This window comes from Dorea amylophila, from assembly GCF_025567265.1.
GTDB classification, from domain to species: Bacteria; Bacillota; Clostridia; order Lachnospirales; family Lachnospiraceae; genus Dorea_A; species Dorea_A amylophila.
Genome location: NZ_JAOQJW010000002.1, coordinates 82,457 through 100,725, shown reverse-complemented (window position 1 = coordinate 100,725; position 18,269 = coordinate 82,457). Strand labels below are relative to the sequence as shown.

The following is an 18,269-nucleotide window of genomic DNA, read 5'->3' as shown; positions in this document are numbered from 1 at the left end:
ACCTGGTATAAAGGAGGCCTAAACGCATGAATTATGGAAAGAAAAAGGCTGCGAAAAGGCAGAAAAAAATAACGTCCAAATCTACGATGCAGGGAAAACGTATCGTTGTCCGTTTATTCAAAGCATTACTGATCTGTATTGTTCTTGCAGCAGTAGTCGGAGTAGCTGGCGGCGGTCTTTTTATAAAAAAGATCATTGATGATACTCCTCATGTCTCCGCATCTGACGTTAAACCGAAAGGATTTACCACTTTCGTCTACGCCGATGACGGCAGCACAGAGATTGAACGATTTGTATCTTCCGGTTCTAACAGGGTATACAAATCCGTTGATGAGATACCAAAAGATCTGCAGCATGCTTTTGTTGCGATTGAAGATGAACGTTTTTACAAACACAACGGTATAGATCTGCAGGGTATTGCCCGTGCTGCAGTAGTCGGCATTGCAAGAGGTGGTAATTTCACTGAAGGTGCCAGTACTCTTACACAGCAGCTGATCAAGAACAATGTGTTCCCGAACTTTACCAAAGAAAAAACGTTTTATGACAAATTCCAGCGTAAGATCCAGGAACAGTATCTTGCTTTACAGATTGAAAAGAAAATGGATAAAAGCGAGATCATTGAAAGTTATCTGAATACGATCAATCTTGGGCAGAACTGTCTCGGGGTTCAGGCTGCATCGCAGCGTTATTTCGGAAAAGATGTATCTGATCTGACCTTATCTGAATGTGCAGTCATTGCCGGAATCACACAAAGTCCAAGTACTTATGATCCGATCACTCATCCGGATAACAATAAAGTAAGACGCAATAAAGTATTAAAGAATATGCTGGAACAGGATTATATCAGCCAGAAACAATATGATGAAGCACTTGCCGATGATGTATATGCGCGGATTCAGACAACCAATACTGCTTCTCAGGCAGATAATACCTATAGTTATTTTGTTGATGCACTTGCCCAGCAAGTTATTCAGGATCTGAAAGACCAGCTTGGTTATACTGATACGCAGGCTTATAATGCTGTTTACAGCGGCGGTCTTAGTATTTATTCTACACAGAATCAAACCATGCAGCAGATCTGCGATGAAGAAGCCAATGATGATTCCAATTATCCGGGACTGAAAGAATATGGTCTGGATTATGCACTGACTGTAACCCGTGCCGATGGATCAACGGAAAATTATGGCAGCAATAACATCAAGAATTATGTAAAAGAAACTTACGGAAAAGATCAGGGACTTTTATATTCCAGCGAAGATGCTGCCAGAGCAATGGTCGAAGAATGGAAAGCAACAATTGCCAGGGAGGGAGATACTTATGATGAACGTATCACGATCACTCCGCAGCCACAGTCTTCTATCACGATCATGGATCAGAAGACCGGACAGATTAAAGCAATGGTCGGCGGACGTGGAGAAAAAGCTTCCAGCCTTGGTCTTAACAGAGCCTACCAGGGTTCTAAGAGACAGCCGGGATCTACATTCAAGATTCTTGCGGCTTATGCACCGGCATTAGATTCCTGTGACAAAACTCTTGCAACAACAATTGATGATGAACCATATACACTGAAAAACGGACAGGTTTTAAGAAATGCCAATAAGCAATATGGCGGTACTACAACTCTCCGTGAAGGTATCAAACGTTCCATCAACGTAGTAGCTGTAAAATTAAGTGATGAAATCACTCAGGAATTAGGCTATGAGTATTGTCAGAAATTTGGAATCAGTACTCTTGTAAAAAATAAGACGATCAATGGAAAAGTGTTCGATGACAGCACTTCCCAGACTCTTGCTCTTGGTGGTATCACAGAAGGTGTCTACAATTACGAAATGTGTGCAGCATATGCAACGATTGCCAACGGCGGCGAATATAATAAACCAACGCTTTACAGCAAAGTAGTTGACCATGATGGCAATGTCCTTCTGGATGGTACCGGCGAATCACATACCGTCCTCAAAGACAGTACAGCATACCTTCTCACCAGCGCAATGGAAGATGTCGTCAATTCCGGTACCGGTACTGCATGCCAGCTTCCTAATATGCCGGTAGCCGGTAAAACTGGTACCACAACTTCCAACAAGGACTTATGGTTCTGTGGATTTACACCATATTACACCTGTGCCGTATGGGGAGGATATGACGACAACAAGGAATGTGATTATGACACAAGTTTCCGTTTCAGACTCTGGAAAGGTATCATGAGCCGTATTCACGAGAATCTGGAAGAAAAAGATTTCAAAGTTCCTTCTTCCGTTGAACGTAAAAGCATCTGTACAATTACAGGAAAACTCGCAGGAAGCGGATGCCCGTCTATTACAGAATATTTTGCAAAAGACACACTGCCTACCGAAACATGTTCCGGACATGGATATTCATACGGAAGCAAATCGAACTCTTCCACAGAAGACGACAGCAATTCTACTGCTAATACTTCCGGCGACTCCAATAGAGAAAACGGCAGTAATTCAACGACCGGCAATACAACCGGTAACACAGCAACCGGCGGCGATACAACCGGCGGTACTACAACGGGCGGCTCAACCGGTAGTACTACAGGTAGTTCAACCGGTGGTTCAACCGGTGGTTCAACCGGCGGTACTACAGGTGGTTCAACCGGCGGTTCAACCGGCGGTACTACAGGTGGCTCAACCGACAGTACTACACCTCAGTAATATATAGAAAAATGCGGGATAGTTAAAACCATCCCGCATTTTTTATACATATTTTTTTGATTGTAAAATCAATCTCATTTTTCCAATATCCTTTATGAAAGAATTAATTTAGCAGCTCCACAGATTCCTGCATCATTCCCTAATGTCGCAAGGACAAATTCGGTATCTTTGTTAGCAAAAAAAGCTCTCTCTTTAAAGTTCTTTTCCACATACTCTATCAGTACTTCACCTGCTTTGGATACACCCCCGCCAATCACAATTGCTGACGGATCTGCCACTGCTGCCAAATTAGCCATTGCATGTCCGAGATATTTTCCAAATTCTTCTGCAATCTCTTTTGCCACTGCATCTCCGGCTTTCACTGCATCAAATACAGTCTTTGCACTGACTTCCTGCTCTCTTAATACTGACTTGGCATCATCTTTGGCAAGACGGATATTCGCCAGTCTGGTAATTCCTGTGGCTGATGCATATTGCTCCAGACATCCGGTATTACCACATCCGCAATGATCTGTCTCTTCATAATTCACACAGAGATGCCCGATCTCACCACCGGCACCATGCGCTCCTACCAATGGTTTTCCATCAATGATAATTCCACCGCCTACACCTGTTCCAAGCGTTACCATAACGATATTTTTGCGTCCTTTGCCGGCTCCCAGCCACATTTCTCCAAGTGCGGCTACATTGGCATCATTACCGATCTCGGCTCTCATGCCGGAAAGCTCTTCCATCTCTCTTTTTACTTCTTTATATCCCCATCCGAGGTTTGCAGTGTTCTGTACCACACCTTCTGTATTCACCGGTGCCGGAACTCCGACTCCGATTCCTTCCACCTCATCTCTGTCGATCTTCTTTTCTTCAAGCTTTTCCCTTAACGCCTCTGCGATATCCGGAAGAACTGCCTCTCCCTGATTCTCTGTACGGGTCTTAATCTCCCACTTATCTACAATCTCCCCATCGGTCGTAAACAAACCTAATTTTACTGTTGTTCCCCCGATATCTACACCAAAACAATATTTCATTTTGCTACTCTCCTATTTTTTTGTTAGATTCTGCTGTACACGCTTGTACAGTTCCTGTGCTGCATTATATCCCATCTGTTTCTGTCTGTGGTTAACGGCCGCTGTCTCAACGATAATCGCCAGATTACGTCCAGGACGTATTGGAAGATGATGACACACCACTTTATTTCCAAGGAATTCTGTATACTCTTCTTCCAGTCCGAGACGGTCATATTCTTTGTTCTTATTCCACTCTTCAAGCGTGATAACAAGATCAATATTCTGTGTCTCCCTGACACTCAGTACACCGAACAATGCTTTTACATCTACAATACCGATACCACGCAATTCAATGAAATGTCTTGTGATATCCGGTGCCGATCCAACCAGTGTCTCATCACTGACTCTGCGGATCTCTACGACATCATCACTGACAAGACGGTGTCCACGCTTGATCAGTTCCAGTGCGGCTTCACTCTTACCGATTCCACTTTCACCCATGATCAGCACACCAACACCGTATACATCAACCAGCACACCATGAATAGAAATGCATGGTGCAAGTTCCACATTCAGCCATCGGATGATCTCTGCTGTAAATTCCGATGTCTTCTTCTCTGTCTGGAATACAGGGATATTTGCCTTTTCTGCCATCTCCAGAAGCATCTTTTCCGGTGGAAGATTCCTGCAGAAGATCAGGCAAGGAATCTTATAAGAAAGCAGTGTCTCATAAATCCGCTTTTTCTTATCTTCATCTGTCATCTTCTCCAGAAATGTATATTCTACATAACCAATGATCTGTACACGTTCTGAATCAAAATGTTCAAAAAATCCTGTAAGCTGCAGTGCCGGTCTGTTAATATCTGGTATCTCTACATCTTTATCAGACAGATCTACATCCGGTGTTAAATTTTTAAGATTCATTTTTTCAACAAGTGTTTTTAATTCAACTTTATTCGCCATATTCTTCTACCTCACACGTATTAAAAATCTCTTTAATTATTATACCATACTTAATGATTCTGGTGAAAAAATTTATATACTTCCTGTGCAGATTTTTCATTCATACTTGGCAGTTCTTTTAACTCTTCTACTGTTGCATTACGGATTGCATCAATATTCTCAAAGCATCGCATCAGATCTTTTCTTCTTGCAGGGCCGACTCCCGGAATATCGTCCAGCACAGAATGCACCTGCCCCTTGCTGCGCAATTGTCTGTGAAATGTAATTGCAAAACGGTGCGCTTCGTCCTGTATCCTGGTAATCAGCCGGAAACATTCCGAGTTGCGGTCAATCGGAAGTTCGGTATTATTAAAATACAGTCCTCTCGTTCTGTGATTGTCATCTTTTACCATTCCACACACAGGAATATGCAGATGAAGCTTTTCCAGTACTTCCAGTGCTATATTCACCTGCCCCCGTCCTCCGTCCATCATGATCAGATCCGGAAATATCTGAAAGCCTCCGGTTTCACTTTCTTCCTGCTGTTCACGCAATCCATGCCCGAATCTTCTGGTCAGTACTTCATTCATACTGGCATAATCATCCGGACCCTGCACAGTTTTAATTTTGAATTTGCGGTAATCGTTCCGTTTTGGTTTCCCATGTTCATAGACTACCATCGATCCGACAGAATCGAATCCGTTCGTATTGGAAATATCATATGCCTCCATGCGTATGATGCCTTTTAGTCCCAGTATCTTTTCCAGTTCTTTCACTGCACCGATCGTTCTTCCCTCTTCACGTTTCAGACGTTCTCTGTCATTCTTTAACACCATCTGCGCATTCTTTTGTGCCAATTCTACCAGTTTTTCCTTCGTTCCCTTCTTCGGAATGCGAAGATGTACTCTGCGTTCTCTCCTTGCCGTCAGCCATTCTTCAATGATATCCTGATCTTCAATCTCTTCCGGCAGCATCAGTTCCGCAGGAATATATGGTGTGCCTGCATAGAACTGCTTGATAAAGCTTGACAATATCTCGCCTTCCGTATCATTTTCTGCGCTCTTCAGATAAAAATGATCCCGTCCGATCAGTCTTCCGCTTCGAATAAAAAATACCTGCACAACTGCATCTTCTCCCTCAGAAGCCATTGCAATGATATCTCTGTCATCTCCTGCCGTATCTGTGATTTTCTGCTTCTGAGCAACCTTCTGTACACTTGTAAGCAGTTCTCTGTATTCAATTGCTTTTTCGAACTCCAGACTATCCGATGCTGCCATCATCTTTTCTTCCAGTTCTTTTAACACCAGATCATAATGTCCATTCAGGAAACGTACAACTTCGTCTATGGATTTCCGATACTCTTCCTGAGAAATGTATCCCTGGCATGGTGCCTGGCACTGATGGATATGATAATTCAGACAAGGTCTCTCTTTCCCTATGTCTTTTGGCAGCGAACGGTTACAGCTGCGGATATGATAAAGCTTACGGATCAATTCTATCGTATCTTTCACTGCGCCTGCACTGGTATAAGGACCAAAATATTTTGCCTTGTCCTTCTTCATCTGTCTTGCCAGCATAACCCTCGGAAACGGCTCATTTACTGTAACTTTTATAAACGGATAACTCTTGTCATCCATCAGCATAGTATTATACTTCGGTCTGTGTTCCTTTATCAGATTACACTCCAACACCAGTGCTTCCAATTCAGAATCTGTCACAATGTATTCAAATCTGGAAATATGTGTCACCATCTGTTCTATCTTGGCACCTTTATTCCTGCTGCTCTGAAAATACTGACGGACACGGTTCTTAAGGCTGATTGCCTTTCCGACATAGATGATTGCATCCCTTTCATCGTGCATCAGGTATACACCCGGTTTTCCGGGCAGCTTCTTCAGTTCTTCCTGTATGTTAAAATTCTCCATATACGTCTCCTGTATATTTTTTATTTTCTAATTCTAAACATCTTCTCTGATTTTTTGAATCCTGTTATCGCTCTTTTTCCGACTCTTTTACAATCAATAAAGAATAATAGCCTGCCTGCTCCGGAACATCTTCTATTCTTTCATAGATCCGCTCCTCTGGCATTCCACAGTTTTCTATCATCTTTACATTCACATTTCCGTCTTTTTCTTCCAAAGTCCTCTTTACTTCACTTATTCCGGATGCGGACTTCATCAGAATCTTTGTACCGGAATAGTTTAGTGCCGCTTCTATCCCATAGCTGGATGGGATTACATGAAGTTCTTCTGCCCGGTCAACAAGACTGTCATCCAGTCTCGCCGCTGCAGCACAAAAGGATGGAATTCCGCTGATGATCGTTGTCTCATACCCTTTTGCTTTTACTATGCGGTGAATGTACATATAAGTCGAATAGATTGTCGGATCTCCCAGCGTCAGATATGCTACATCCTTCCCTTTTTCCAGTTCTTCTATAATTCTCCCTGCTGCATTTTCATAATTCCGATCCAGAATCTGTCTGTCCTTTGTCATCGGCGTATCCAGATCCAGGAATTCTTTTTCTTCCATATTCTCTATCATCTCCGCTGCAATCCTGTAGCTGACCGCATGTTTCCTGCCTCTCGCAGGCACTGCGAGCACTTGGCATTCCTTTATGATACGCACTGCTTTATATGTCATAAGTTCCGGATCTCCCGGTCCGACTCCGACTCCGAATAATCTTCCCTTCATACTCTTTCCTCCAGAATACTCTCATCCTGCCTATTATATACCAGGCAGATATAATTGAAAAGAAAAAAGATACAGGGCCTTCTCAAACTTTACCCTGTATCTTTCCTCGTATATCTATTCTCTTTATACTTATTCTTCTTCGCAGACAACTTCCTTTATTGCTTCAACAGGTTCTTCGGCTGTATCATCTGCAGATTTCATAACAAACCCTTCACCTTCTACCGGATTCATACCGATTCTTGCTTCTTCCTTCTTCGGTGCATCCGGATCAATTCCTTCTACTTCATGGAAGATTTCCATAAATTCTTTTCCGGTGATCGTCTCTTTTTCGATCAGGAATGCCGCAATCCTATCCAATGACTGTCTGTGATCTCTCAGCAGTTGTTTTGCTTCTTCATAGGCATCTTTCAGCATCTTCATGACTTCTTCATCAATCTCGGATGCTGTCTGCTGTCCACAGTTGCTGACCGGACGTCCGTCCAGATAACGGTTCTGAATGGATTCCAGACCGATCAGTCCGAACTTCTCACTCATACCATACTGTGTGATCATGGCTCTTGCAACGCTTGTTGCTTTCTCGATATCATTGGAAGCTCCCGTTGTAACCGTATCAAATACCACTTCTTCTGCGGCACGTCCTGCAAGCAATCCGACTAACATCGCCTGAAGTTCCTTCTTCGTATTCAGGAATTTTTCTTCCTCCGGAGTCTGCATAACATAACCAAGTGCTCCCATCGTACGTGGAACAATCGTAATTTTCTGTACCGGTTCCGCATCTTTCTGCAATGCGCTTACCAGCGCATGTCCGACTTCATGGTAGGAAACGATTCTCCGTTCTTCCTGACTCATAATCCGGTCTTTCTTCTCTTTTCCTACAAGTACTACTTCTACTGCTTCAAATAAGTCTGACTGACACACTGCATTTCTTCCATGTTTTACTGCATTGATTGCTGCCTCATTGATCATATTGGCGAGATCGGAACCAACTGCTCCTGAAGTTGCCAGTGCAATCTCTTCTAGATTAACAGTCTCATCCATCTTTACATCTTTGGAATGTACCTTCAGAACCTCTACACGTCCTTTCAGATCTGGTTTTTCCACGATGATTCGTCTGTCAAAACGTCCTGGTCTCAATAACGCAGGATCCAGGATCTCCGGTCTGTTGGTTGCTGCAAGAAGCACCAGTCCTTTATTGCTTTCAAATCCATCCATCTCCGCAAGAAGCTGGTTCAGTGTCTGTTCACGCTCATCGTTGCCGCCCATCTGATTGTCACGGCTCTTACCGATTGCATCAATCTCATCAATGAAAATGATACATGGTGCCATCTGCTGAGCCTGTTTAAACAGATCACGTACCCTGGATGCTCCTACCCCGACATACATTTCCACAAATGCTGAACCGCTCAGTGAGAAGAATGGTACCTTTGCTTCGCCGGCTACTGCTTTCGCCAAAAGTGTCTTACCGGTTCCCGGAGGACCGACTAACAACGCTCCCTTCGGAAGCTTTGCACCGACACTCGTATATTTCCCGGGATTATGCAAAAAATCTACTACTTCCTGTAAGGACTCTTTTGCTTCATCCTGACCGGCCACATCTTTAAATGTCACACCTGTCTGCTTCTCTACATACATCTTGGCATTGCTCTTACCGATTCCCATCATGCCGCCGCCTTTTGACATACGCTTTGTCATCCAGACGATCATTCCGACAAAGAATGCGATTGGCAGGAATGTTAAGATAACGTTCATTGCTACCGCGGATGTGGTATCCGGAATCTCCTGATTAAATTCTACACCGGCTTTTTCCAGACGGTTGGTCAGTTCGTCATCATTCACAACTCCGGTATAATATTCCTGTGAAATTCCACTGTCCTTATCCTTCTTCGTGACAATCATGATCTTATCACTCTGAATCTCTACTTTTTTGACCTTGCCGTCATCTACCATCTTCAGGAATTTATTATAAGTAATCTCTTTTGCAGAGGTCATTCCCTGAAACTGGAACAGTGCAACCACAAGAATCGATGTAATAACTGTGACCAATAAAATAAACGAAATACCTTGTTTATTATTCTTGTTATTCTTATTATTCTGGTTGTCCATTTTAATCCTCCTGTATAACTAATTATTATAAAGACCACTATGTTAGAAATCAATAAAAACATTATGAAAAGATTGTAAACTTCCTATGTGTTGTAGTATACTTGAAATGAAAATGCTTATGCCGGTTCCGGCAGATTTTCCACTATAAAAGATCAAATATATTTTAGATGAGGGAATGTACTTATGAAAATTGGATTCGATAATGAAAAATACCTGAAGATGCAGTCTGAACATATCCGTGAACGTATCGGACAATTTGACAACAAACTGTATCTGGAATTCGGAGGCAAACTTTTTGATGATTTCCATGCCTCCAGAGTTCTTCCTGGATTCCAGCCTGACAGCAAACTCCGTATGTTATGCGAGCTGTCCGATCAGGCCGAAATCGTCATCGTCATCAGCGCTGAAGATATTGAAAAGAATAAGATCCGTGGTGACCTTGGTATCACGTATGATTCCGATGTACTCCGCCTGATGCATATCTATCAGGGACTTGGGCTCTATGTCGGAAGTGTCGTTATTACCAAATACAACGCACAGGAAAGTGCCGAATTATTCAAAAACCGTCTGGAAAAGCTTGGCATCAAAGTGTACCGTCACTACCTGATTCCCGGATATCCGACAAATGTACCTTTTATCGTAAGTGACGATGGTTACGGAAAAAATGATTATATAGAAACAAGCCGTCCTCTGGTCGTTGTGACTGCTCCGGGACCTGGAAGTGGAAAGATGGCTGTCTGCCTGTCACAATTATATCATGAACACAAGCACGGAATCAAAGCAGGTTACGCCAAATTTGAGACATTTCCAATCTGGAATATTCCGTTAAAACATCCGGTCAACCTGGCTTACGAGGCAGCTACGGCCGACCTGAATGATATTAATATGATAGATCCGTTCCACCTGGAAGCCTATGGTGAGACAACGATCAACTATAACCGTGATGTAGAGATTTTCCCTGTATTAAATGCCATGTTCCAGCGCATCTACGGAGAAAGTCCTTACAAATCCCCAACAGATATGGGGGTAAATATGGCTGGCAACTGTATCTGCAATGATGACGCATGTAGAAACGCTTCCTGTCAGGAAATCATCCGCAGATACTATGCATCTAGGAGAAGACTTCTTCTCGGCGCATGCTCTGAAGAAGAAACTTATAAATTAGAAATGTTAATGAACCAGGCAGATATTACCGTTCATGACCGTCCGGTAGTCGATGCGGCTCTCACCGAATCCGAGCGTACAGGCGGGCCTGCAGCTGCACTGGAACTCCCAGACGGCTCGATCGTGACAGGCAAGACATCGGATCTTCTTGGCGCATGCTCTGCTCTTCTTTTGAATGCATTAAAAGAACTTGCAGGTATCGGACATGAGATCAAGATCATCTCTCCACAGGCGATCGAACCAATCCAGAGTCTGAAAACAAAATATCTGGGAAGCCGCAATCCACGCCTTCATACCGATGAAGTTCTGATTGCCCTTTCTGTAAGTGCTGCTACCAGTGAAGATGCAAAACTTGCGATGGAACAGCTTCCTAAATTAAAAGGCTGTCAGGCTCATGTATCTGTTATGCCGGGGTCTGTAGACATCAAACAATTCAAACTGCTGTCTATTCAGGCAACTTTTGAAGCAAAATATGAAAAAAACTCTGTATTTTTTAATAACAAAGGTGTATAATCTTAAAGTATTTTTTTGAACACTTTATATAACAGAGAAACTAATTTTGACTTAAGGAGGAAGTTATGGCAGTAAAATACGTATTCGTTACAGGCGGTGTAGTGTCTGGATTAGGTAAGGGGATTACAGCCGCATCTCTCGGACGTCTGCTGAAAGCTCGTGGTTACACAGTTACAATGCAGAAATTCGATCCATACATCAACATTGACCCTGGTACTATGAACCCAGTACAGCATGGTGAAGTATTTGTAACTGATGATGGTGCTGAGACCGACCTTGACCTTGGACATTATGAAAGATTCATCGATGAAAGTCTGAGCAAGAATTCCAACGTAACAACCGGTAAGATTTACTGGTCTGTTCTTCAGAAGGAACGCCGTGGAGATTTTGGCGGAGGAACGGTTCAGGTTATCCCACATATTACAAATGAAATCAAATCCCGTTTTTATCGCAATCCAGCCGCTGAGAATACGGAAATTGCCATTATTGAAGTCGGCGGAACTGTTGGTGACATCGAAAGTCAGCCTTTCCTGGAAGCCATTCGTCAGTTCCAGCATGAAAAAGGACGTGAAAATGTTATCCTGATTCATGTCACACTGATTCCATATCTGAAGGCTTCTCAGGAAATGAAGACAAAACCTACCCAGGCAAGCGTTAAAGATCTTCAGGGAATGGGAATCCAGCCGGATATTCTGGTATGCCGTTCCGAATATCCACTCGGTGTCGGACTGAAAGACAAAATCGCATTATTCTGTAATGTACCGTCTAATCATGTACTGCAGAATCTGGATGTAGAATATCTGTATGAAGCTCCTCTTGCAATGGAAGAAGAGAATCTTGCAGGTGTTGTATGTGAATGTCTCCACCTCGACTGCCCGGAACCGGATTTAAAAGACTGGACAGAAATGGTCGACTACCTTAAGAATCCAACCACCGAAGTCACAGTTGCTTTGGTTGGTAAATATATTCAGCTTCATGATGCTTACATCAGTGTTGTAGAAGCATTAAAACACGGTGGAATCTTCAGCCGTGCTACTGTAAATATCAAATGGATCGATTCAGAAACCGTTACTGCCGATAATGCCGAGGAATTATTTAGTGACGTAAGTGGTATTCTGGTTCCCGGCGGATTCGGTAACCGTGGTATCGAAGGAAAAATCGAGGCGATCAAATATGCACGTACACACAATATACCATTCTTAGGTCTCTGCCTCGGAATGCAGCTTTCTATCGTAGAATTTGCAAGAGATGTCATCGGTTACAATGATGCTCACAGTGCAGAACTTGATCCAAACACCACTCATCCGGTCATCCATATCATGCCAGAGCAGATTGGCATTGAAGATATCGGCGGAACTTTAAGACTTGGGGCTTATCCTTGTGTACTTGATAAGACATCCAAAGCTTACGAAATGTACGGAACAGATCAGATCAGTGAGCGCCACCGTCATCGTTACGAAGTCAATAATGACTACCGCGAGGCTCTTACTTCTCACGGCATGAAGCTCTCCGGTCTCTCACCGGATGGAAGGATTGTTGAAATGATTGAAATTCCTGAACATCCTTGGTTCATCGCCACACAGGCACATCCGGAATTAAAATCAAGACCGAACAGACCGCATCCATTGTTCAGAGGATTTATCGAAGCTTCTCTGAAATATCAGGAAGAACATAAATAACTATTAAACGAATAAAAACAGGGAAGCTGTTGCTAACGCTTGCGTATCATGCAACAGCTTCCCTGTTTTTATCTCTGTATATAACGGATCCGATAACAGATTTTCCGTCCTTATACCGACCAGCTTACAGAACTTCCCTTGTCCGTCTTTTTCACTACAAGCTTATGATCGATCTGTTCTTTCAGTTCATTTACATGTGAAATAATTCCCACCAGTCTGTCTTTATCCGCAAGATCATTCAGTACACGAATTGCCTGATCTCTCGATGCATCATCCAGAGATCCGAACCCTTCATCTATAAACATCGTATCCAGATGGATCGCACCTGCTGTATTCTGCACTATATCAGAAAGTCCCAATGCCATAGACAGCGCTGCCATAAAAGACTCTCCACCGGATAAGGTTTTGACATCTCTGATCGTATCTGTTGCCATATGATACACATCCAGTTCCAGTCCGGCCTGTCCCTGGCTTCCCAGCTTTTCAACATCTCTGCATTGCAGAATGAATTCGCCGGATGTCATACGGATCAGCCTCTTATTTGCGGCACGTATGATCTGCCGGAAATATTGCCTCTGAATATAAGTCTCGAAGTCCAGTTTTGCACTTCCACTCAGATTTCCATTCGCCGTCTTACTCAGATTTCCAATGATTTCATACTGGTTCTGCAGTCCACTGTTCTTCTCAAAATTGCGTCTCAGATTATCCCTGATTTCTCTATTCTTTTCATTGATATTATGAAGCCTCATATATTCCCTGCGGATCTGCTCCAGCACTTCAGATGCTTCTTTCATTTCCTGTTTAATCTGCGCTATATCTTTCCTTTCTTTCCCCTTCAACTGCTGTTCCAGTAATTTTCTGTTTGCTTCCAGTTCCTGAAGTTCTCTCTGATATGCTTCTGTCCACCGTTCTGCTTCTTCCAGTTCCGTCTCCTTCATGCATTTCCTATGATAACTCTCCTCATCCGCAAATCCCTGTGCCTTCATTACCTGTTCATAACGGAGTTTCTTTTTCTCTGCTTCTTTCTGAGATTGTAAAGCAGATGCCTTCACGGTCTTACTACGTCCTTCCAGTTCCTTTTCTTTATTTTGCATTTCTGTCAGACGTCTGGTCACTGTCTCATAATTCTTTCTCAACTGCTCCAATGCTCCTACTGTCTGTACCAGATGTTTTTCTGCTTCTTCTATGGTCTCATATGGCAGTTTCTCCTTCGCAGTCTGATATTCAGCCTGTACTTTTGTATATACCAGCTTTGATTCCGTCAGGCATTGGTCCGTTTCCCGTTCTTTTCTTTCCAGTTCCAGCGACTGCTCCGCAATCTGTTCCTGATTCTTCTTTAATGCTTTGCATTTTTCGGAAATCTGTTCCAGTTGTTTTAATTGTTCTTCTGTTTCTGCAAACGTCTGTCCCAGATTTTGCATAATCTTTTTCCAGTTAGTCTTAACTCCGTCTTCCGGCGCATCTTTTATGTTCATTTGAAGCGTCTGGCAGATTTCCTGTGCTGCCTGGTATCCTGCAAGACATTCCCGGAATGCAGCGACTTTTATATCTCTTGTTTTTTCTTTCCTGTCTCTTTCCTCCTTTGCAGATTCTACTTCTGCCTGTGTCGGTGCTTCGTCACTCAATAATGTAATCTGAGGATGTTCTCTGGAACCACAGACCGGACAAGGCTGTCCTGCTTCCAGTGTCAAAGCCAGTATTCCCGCCTGTTCTTTCAGAAACTTCTGATACTTCATTTCATATTCCACCCATGCATGTTCATAATTCTTCTGTTCACATTCAGCTTCTTTCTTTGCTCTTTCGCAGTCTTCCTTTAATTGTTCTTTTCTGTTTTCCTGTCTGTCCAGTTCCTTATATTGCCGCATTTTTTCTTCTGTCTGTTGTTTTTTATTTCTGCATTCATTTATGCATATCTCAGTATCTTCATGTTGCTTTAGAAATTTAATTATTTCTTCATTCTTATTCTGCAGGATTTCATTCTTTTCTTTTATTATTCTTGCATGATTTAGATATTTTTTTATTTCTTCTGCAAGTTTATTCAAAGTTTCCTGCTTTTTATTAATACTCTCATATTGCAAAATTGCATCCTGTATCCGCACTTTTTTCTCGGTCAGTACAATCTCTTTTTCTGTCTTTTCTTTCACAGCCTCTTTCTGATCTTCTGTAAGTTCCTGCAACAATTGTCTGCATTCCTGTAATTTCTTTTGAAGACTGTGATCCTGTGTTTTTAACTCTGTCAGCCTTTTTTCTTCTTCCAGATATCTCTTTTCCTCTGTTCTGACACGTTCTGCACTCTTACCGGACTGTATCTGCTCCTTCATAAGCTCATATTTTGCCTTTTCCGCTGTTTTTTCTTTCAGATGGCTCAGTACCTGTCCATACGAATCAAAGAGCTGATCTAGAAGTTCTGCTTCCTTCAGCAGACGGTTCTTATCTTCCAGAAGCACCTGTGCCCCGTCTGCTTCTTTTTTGCAGGCCTTTTCCAATCGGCTTCCCTGTCCGATGATTTCTTTTAGTATCTCCGATATTCTGTCTCTGTCCGGAATATCCTGTCCGGATACTTCTTTCCATTTTCTGCTAAGCTCCGTTTCTTTTCCTTTTTCACACACCGGATACTCTGTCCTGGCCATCTCAAGCTTCATTTCCTGCAGATTCTGTTCCAGTTTGACATATAACTGTACTGCCTGTTTCTTCAATTCTTCCTGTATTCTGTAATAAAAGCGTGTCTGAAATATTCTGGAAAATATCTTTTTCCGTTCTTTTGATTCAGCCAGCAGAAGCTTCAGAAATTCTCCCTGTGCTATCATGGAAATCTGGGTAAACTGATCTGCATCCAGCCCTGTAATTTCTACAATCTTCTGATCCGTCTCTCTCTTCTTTCCTTTGAATACACTTCCATCCGGCAGTGTCAGTTCTACCTTTGGGGTCTCCTTCACATATCTCAGTGACCCGTCTGCATATTTTCTTTTTCCCAGGCGCATATATTCCGGATTTCTTAGTATCTTATATTGTTTCTTTTGATATATAAACGTGTACTCAACATAAGTATCCGTTCCTTCATCCGCATACTGGCTCCGCATCATATTTCCATCTCTGGTGCCGCCGCTGGTCCTGTCATACAACGCATATGTGATTGCATCAAAGATCGTAGTCTTACCTGCACCTGTATCTCCTGTGATCAGAAACAGTCCATTGGGAATCTCTGTAAAATCAATCTCTGTTCTGCCGGCATATGATCCGAACGCTGACATAATAAGCTTAACCGGTCTCATCTACTCCACTCCCTTCACATTGTCAAAGATTTCTTTCATGATTGTCTCCTCCTGCGTATTCATCTCTCTTCCCTGCATCTCCTTATAGAATTCGCAAAAAGAGGTAAACGGATCCTTCATAACAAGTTCTTCATCCATTTCTTTTAATTTGGTTCTTGTTCTCTGATTATCTACCCGGATCTCTAATATATGGGAAAATACCCGTTCCAGCTGCTCTTTCGGTTTATATGGATCGATCTCATCTGTCAGCGTAATACTGATATAATCCTCTTTTTCTTCTTCACCGGCTTCTTTTATAATTTCTTCCAGCGTTCCTTTTTTCTTCCTGACATCTCTGAGCGGATGCAGTGGATAGCATGCAATTTCCGGATTCTCCCCTTTTTCTTTTAAAGTCACCACAGTAAGACTTTTTGTCTGCGTGCTCTCACTGACAGAATACTTCAAAAGCGTACCGCAATACCGGATCTTTGGCCTGCTGACGTACTGTGCCCCATGAAGATGTCCAAGCGCCACATAATCAAATTCTTTCACTGCCCCGATATCTACATTATCAATCCCTCCTACGGAAAATACTTCCGAATCACAGGTTTCCGGACTTCCTTCCTTTTCTCCTACATAAAGCTGATGAGAAATCAATACGTTTCTTTTATTATTATAATCTATCTCTTCTCGTTTAATGATTTCTCTCACAGCATCTGCATATGTCTCTGGGACATTGTTAACAAAAACATTTCTTACATATCCAGGTTTCATAAATGGCAACAGATAAAAATCTACCTCTCCATATTTATCCTGCAATGTTACTTTTTCAATATGCTCTTCCGGCTGCTCCGGAACATTCCCCACAAGATAAATATGATGCCGTCTCAAAATCTCTGAAGCATAATTCAGACGATCAGGTGAATCATGATTTCCGCTGATGATCAGAATCGGAATTGCCGGTGTGATCTCTGAAAGTTCCGTCAGGAACTCATCAAATATAGTCACTGCTTCCGCTGATGGAACTGACTTATCATAAATATCCCCGGCAATCACAATTGCATCCGGACGCAATTCTTTTGCATAGGCAATGACCTCTTTTAAGATCACCTGCTGATCTTCTTTTAAATTATAACGATGAAGCTGCTTTCCGATATGCAGATCCGATAAATGGAAAAATTTCATACCTGTCCACATCCCTTCTATTTTATTTGCATCTTTCTCTATATTACACTATAATCAACTTATCTAACAAGACTATACAAAAAACTATAATCACAGATATGAGGTAATGAGTATGTTAAGAGAGATTAATCTGGATGAAATATCCGATGGAAAATTATACAGCAGCAACGATATGGCCAGGACTGACTGCAAAGGCTGTGACGGTTGCTCCGCCTGCTGTCACGGTATGGGAAGTTCCATCGTCCTTGATCCACTGGATGTGTACCGGCTTTCCATCAATCTGTCAAAACCAGTGAATGAACTCCTGGCCGGTCCGCTGGAACTGAATGTGGCAGACGGGATCATTCTTCCGAATCTGAAGATGACCGGAACCAAAGAGGCCTGTTCTTTCCTTGATGCGGACGGACGGTGTACGGTTCATGCATTCCGTCCCGGAATCTGCCGCATGTTCCCTCTGGGACGTTTTTATGAAAACCATTCTTTCCAATATTTCTTACAGGTACATGAATGTCCGAAAACGGATCGTTCTAAAGTAAAGATCAAAAAATGGCTGGATACACCGAATCTGAAAACCTATGAGAAATATATTGCTGACTGGCATTTCTTTCTGAAAGGGCTTCAGGAATACGTTATGAATCTTACTTCTGATTCTTCTTCAAATTCTGATTCAACTGCCAGAACAATCAGTATGCATGTGCTGACACAGTTTTATCTGACGCCTTATGGGGAAGATGGGAATTTTTATGAGAAATTTTATGAGAGGCTGGAGAAGTCGCAGCTTTTTACTCAATCGCTTGGGATTTAATTTATTAACGTGGAAGCGGCCTCTCAGTCCTTGAAGGAAACAATAGATAAGGCTTCTTGTTCAGGTTCCATACCATAAGAAACACTAAGAGAGTCAGAAGCACTGTTAAAGGAACGAAGCGAACGTGTTTGAGGCGAACGCCGAGTTTGAGCGTAGTTCCTTTGCTTTTAGGTGATTCTGACTCTCTAACTGTTTCTAACGGCATTCCACATTCACAATAATCCTTATCTATTGTTTCCTTCAAGTCGTGACTGGCAGCG

At 42.5% G+C, this 18,269-nt stretch carries 12 protein-coding genes; 4 read left to right on the top strand and 8 right to left on the bottom strand.

Features of this window, described 5'->3' with window-relative positions:
- Nucleotides 1-26: 26 nt before the first annotated feature.
- Complete coding sequence (locus OCV72_RS01600; protein ID WP_055281413.1) at nucleotides 27-2,672, top strand: transglycosylase domain-containing protein; 2,646 nt, start codon at nucleotides 27-29, stop codon at nucleotides 2,670-2,672.
- A 92-nt stretch (nucleotides 2,673-2,764) separates the two neighbouring features.
- Here the strand turns inward: OCV72_RS01600 and OCV72_RS01595 are convergent, their stop codons facing one another.
- The 5 genes from OCV72_RS01595 to ftsH form a co-directional block, all read right to left on the bottom strand.
- Nucleotides 2,765-3,697, bottom strand: a complete 933-nt coding sequence (locus OCV72_RS01595) for an ROK family glucokinase (RefSeq protein ID WP_055281411.1) — start codon at nucleotides 3,695-3,697, stop codon at nucleotides 2,765-2,767.
- A 12-nt stretch (nucleotides 3,698-3,709) separates the two neighbouring features.
- Nucleotides 3,710-4,639, bottom strand: a complete 930-nt coding sequence (gene hprK / locus OCV72_RS01590; protein WP_055281409.1) for an HPr(Ser) kinase/phosphatase — start codon at nucleotides 4,637-4,639, stop codon at nucleotides 3,710-3,712.
- Between the two features lie 50 nt (nucleotides 4,640-4,689).
- Complete coding sequence (gene uvrC / locus OCV72_RS01585; RefSeq protein WP_055281406.1) at nucleotides 4,690-6,543, bottom strand: excinuclease ABC subunit UvrC; 1,854 nt, start codon at nucleotides 6,541-6,543, stop codon at nucleotides 4,690-4,692.
- 64 nt (nucleotides 6,544-6,607) lie between these two features.
- Complete coding sequence (gene cobI / locus OCV72_RS01580) at nucleotides 6,608-7,309, bottom strand: precorrin-2 C(20)-methyltransferase (protein ID WP_055281404.1); 702 nt, start codon at nucleotides 7,307-7,309, stop codon at nucleotides 6,608-6,610.
- A gap of 129 nt (nucleotides 7,310-7,438) precedes the next feature.
- Nucleotides 7,439-9,412 (bottom strand): ATP-dependent zinc metalloprotease FtsH, encoded by a 1,974-nt coding sequence (gene ftsH, locus OCV72_RS01575; protein ID WP_055281402.1) that lies wholly within the window; start codon nucleotides 9,410-9,412, stop codon nucleotides 7,439-7,441.
- 183 nt (nucleotides 9,413-9,595) lie between these two features.
- Between ftsH and OCV72_RS01570 the strand changes: the two genes are divergently transcribed.
- Nucleotides 9,596-11,089 carry a DUF1846 domain-containing protein gene (locus OCV72_RS01570; RefSeq protein ID WP_055281400.1) on the top strand — a complete coding sequence of 498 codons (1,494 nt, stop codon included), beginning with the start codon at nucleotides 9,596-9,598 and terminating at the stop codon, nucleotides 11,087-11,089.
- A gap of 65 nt (nucleotides 11,090-11,154) precedes the next feature.
- Nucleotides 11,155-12,768 (top strand): CTP synthase, encoded by a 1,614-nt coding sequence (locus OCV72_RS01565; protein ID WP_055281397.1) that lies wholly within the window; start codon nucleotides 11,155-11,157, stop codon nucleotides 12,766-12,768.
- Between the two features lie 110 nt (nucleotides 12,769-12,878).
- Here the strand turns inward: OCV72_RS01565 and OCV72_RS01560 are convergent, their stop codons facing one another.
- Nucleotides 12,879-16,040, bottom strand: a complete 3,162-nt coding sequence (locus tag OCV72_RS01560) for an AAA family ATPase (RefSeq protein WP_055281395.1) — start codon at nucleotides 16,038-16,040, stop codon at nucleotides 12,879-12,881.
- Complete coding sequence (locus tag OCV72_RS01555) at nucleotides 16,041-17,204, bottom strand: exonuclease SbcCD subunit D (RefSeq protein ID WP_055281393.1); 1,164 nt, start codon at nucleotides 17,202-17,204, stop codon at nucleotides 16,041-16,043. It lies immediately after the preceding gene.
- A gap of 112 nt (nucleotides 17,205-17,316) precedes the next feature.
- On the opposite strand from OCV72_RS01555, the gene OCV72_RS01550 reads away from it, so the two are divergent.
- The gene (locus tag OCV72_RS01550) at nucleotides 17,317-18,009 is read left to right on the top strand and encodes a YkgJ family cysteine cluster protein (protein WP_055281391.1); all 693 of its coding nucleotides are present in this window, start codon (nucleotides 17,317-17,319) and stop codon (nucleotides 18,007-18,009) included.
- A 4-nt stretch (nucleotides 18,010-18,013) separates the two neighbouring features.
- Here OCV72_RS01550 and OCV72_RS01545 read toward each other — a convergent pair.
- On the bottom strand, nucleotides 18,014-18,269 hold a 256-nt coding region (locus tag OCV72_RS01545), incomplete at its 5' end, for a hypothetical protein (RefSeq protein WP_207643415.1).

Excerpts from the sequence above, each read along its gene's own strand:
- OCV72_RS01600 (WP_055281413.1), top strand. The coding sequence starts at position 27 with ATGAATTATGGAAAGAAAAAGGCTGCGAAAAGGCAGAAAAAAATAACG.
- OCV72_RS01595 (WP_055281411.1), bottom strand. The coding sequence starts at position 3,697 with ATGAAATATTGTTTTGGTGTAGATATCGGGGGAACAACAGTAAAATTA.
- hprK (WP_055281409.1), bottom strand. The coding sequence starts at position 4,639 with ATGGCGAATAAAGTTGAATTAAAAACACTTGTTGAAAAAATGAATCTT.
- uvrC (WP_055281406.1), bottom strand. The coding sequence starts at position 6,543 with ATGGAGAATTTTAACATACAGGAAGAACTGAAGAAGCTGCCCGGAAAA.
- cobI (WP_055281404.1), bottom strand. The coding sequence starts at position 7,309 with ATGAAGGGAAGATTATTCGGAGTCGGAGTCGGACCGGGAGATCCGGAA.
- ftsH (WP_055281402.1), bottom strand. The coding sequence starts at position 9,412 with ATGGACAACCAGAATAATAAGAATAACAAGAATAATAAACAAGGTATT.
- OCV72_RS01570 (WP_055281400.1), top strand. The coding sequence starts at position 9,596 with ATGAAAATTGGATTCGATAATGAAAAATACCTGAAGATGCAGTCTGAA.
- OCV72_RS01565 (WP_055281397.1), top strand. The coding sequence starts at position 11,155 with ATGGCAGTAAAATACGTATTCGTTACAGGCGGTGTAGTGTCTGGATTA.
- OCV72_RS01560 (WP_055281395.1), bottom strand. The coding sequence starts at position 16,040 with ATGAGACCGGTTAAGCTTATTATGTCAGCGTTCGGATCATATGCCGGC.
- OCV72_RS01555 (WP_055281393.1), bottom strand. The coding sequence starts at position 17,204 with ATGAAATTTTTCCATTTATCGGATCTGCATATCGGAAAGCAGCTTCAT.
- OCV72_RS01550 (WP_055281391.1), top strand. The coding sequence starts at position 17,317 with ATGTTAAGAGAGATTAATCTGGATGAAATATCCGATGGAAAATTATAC.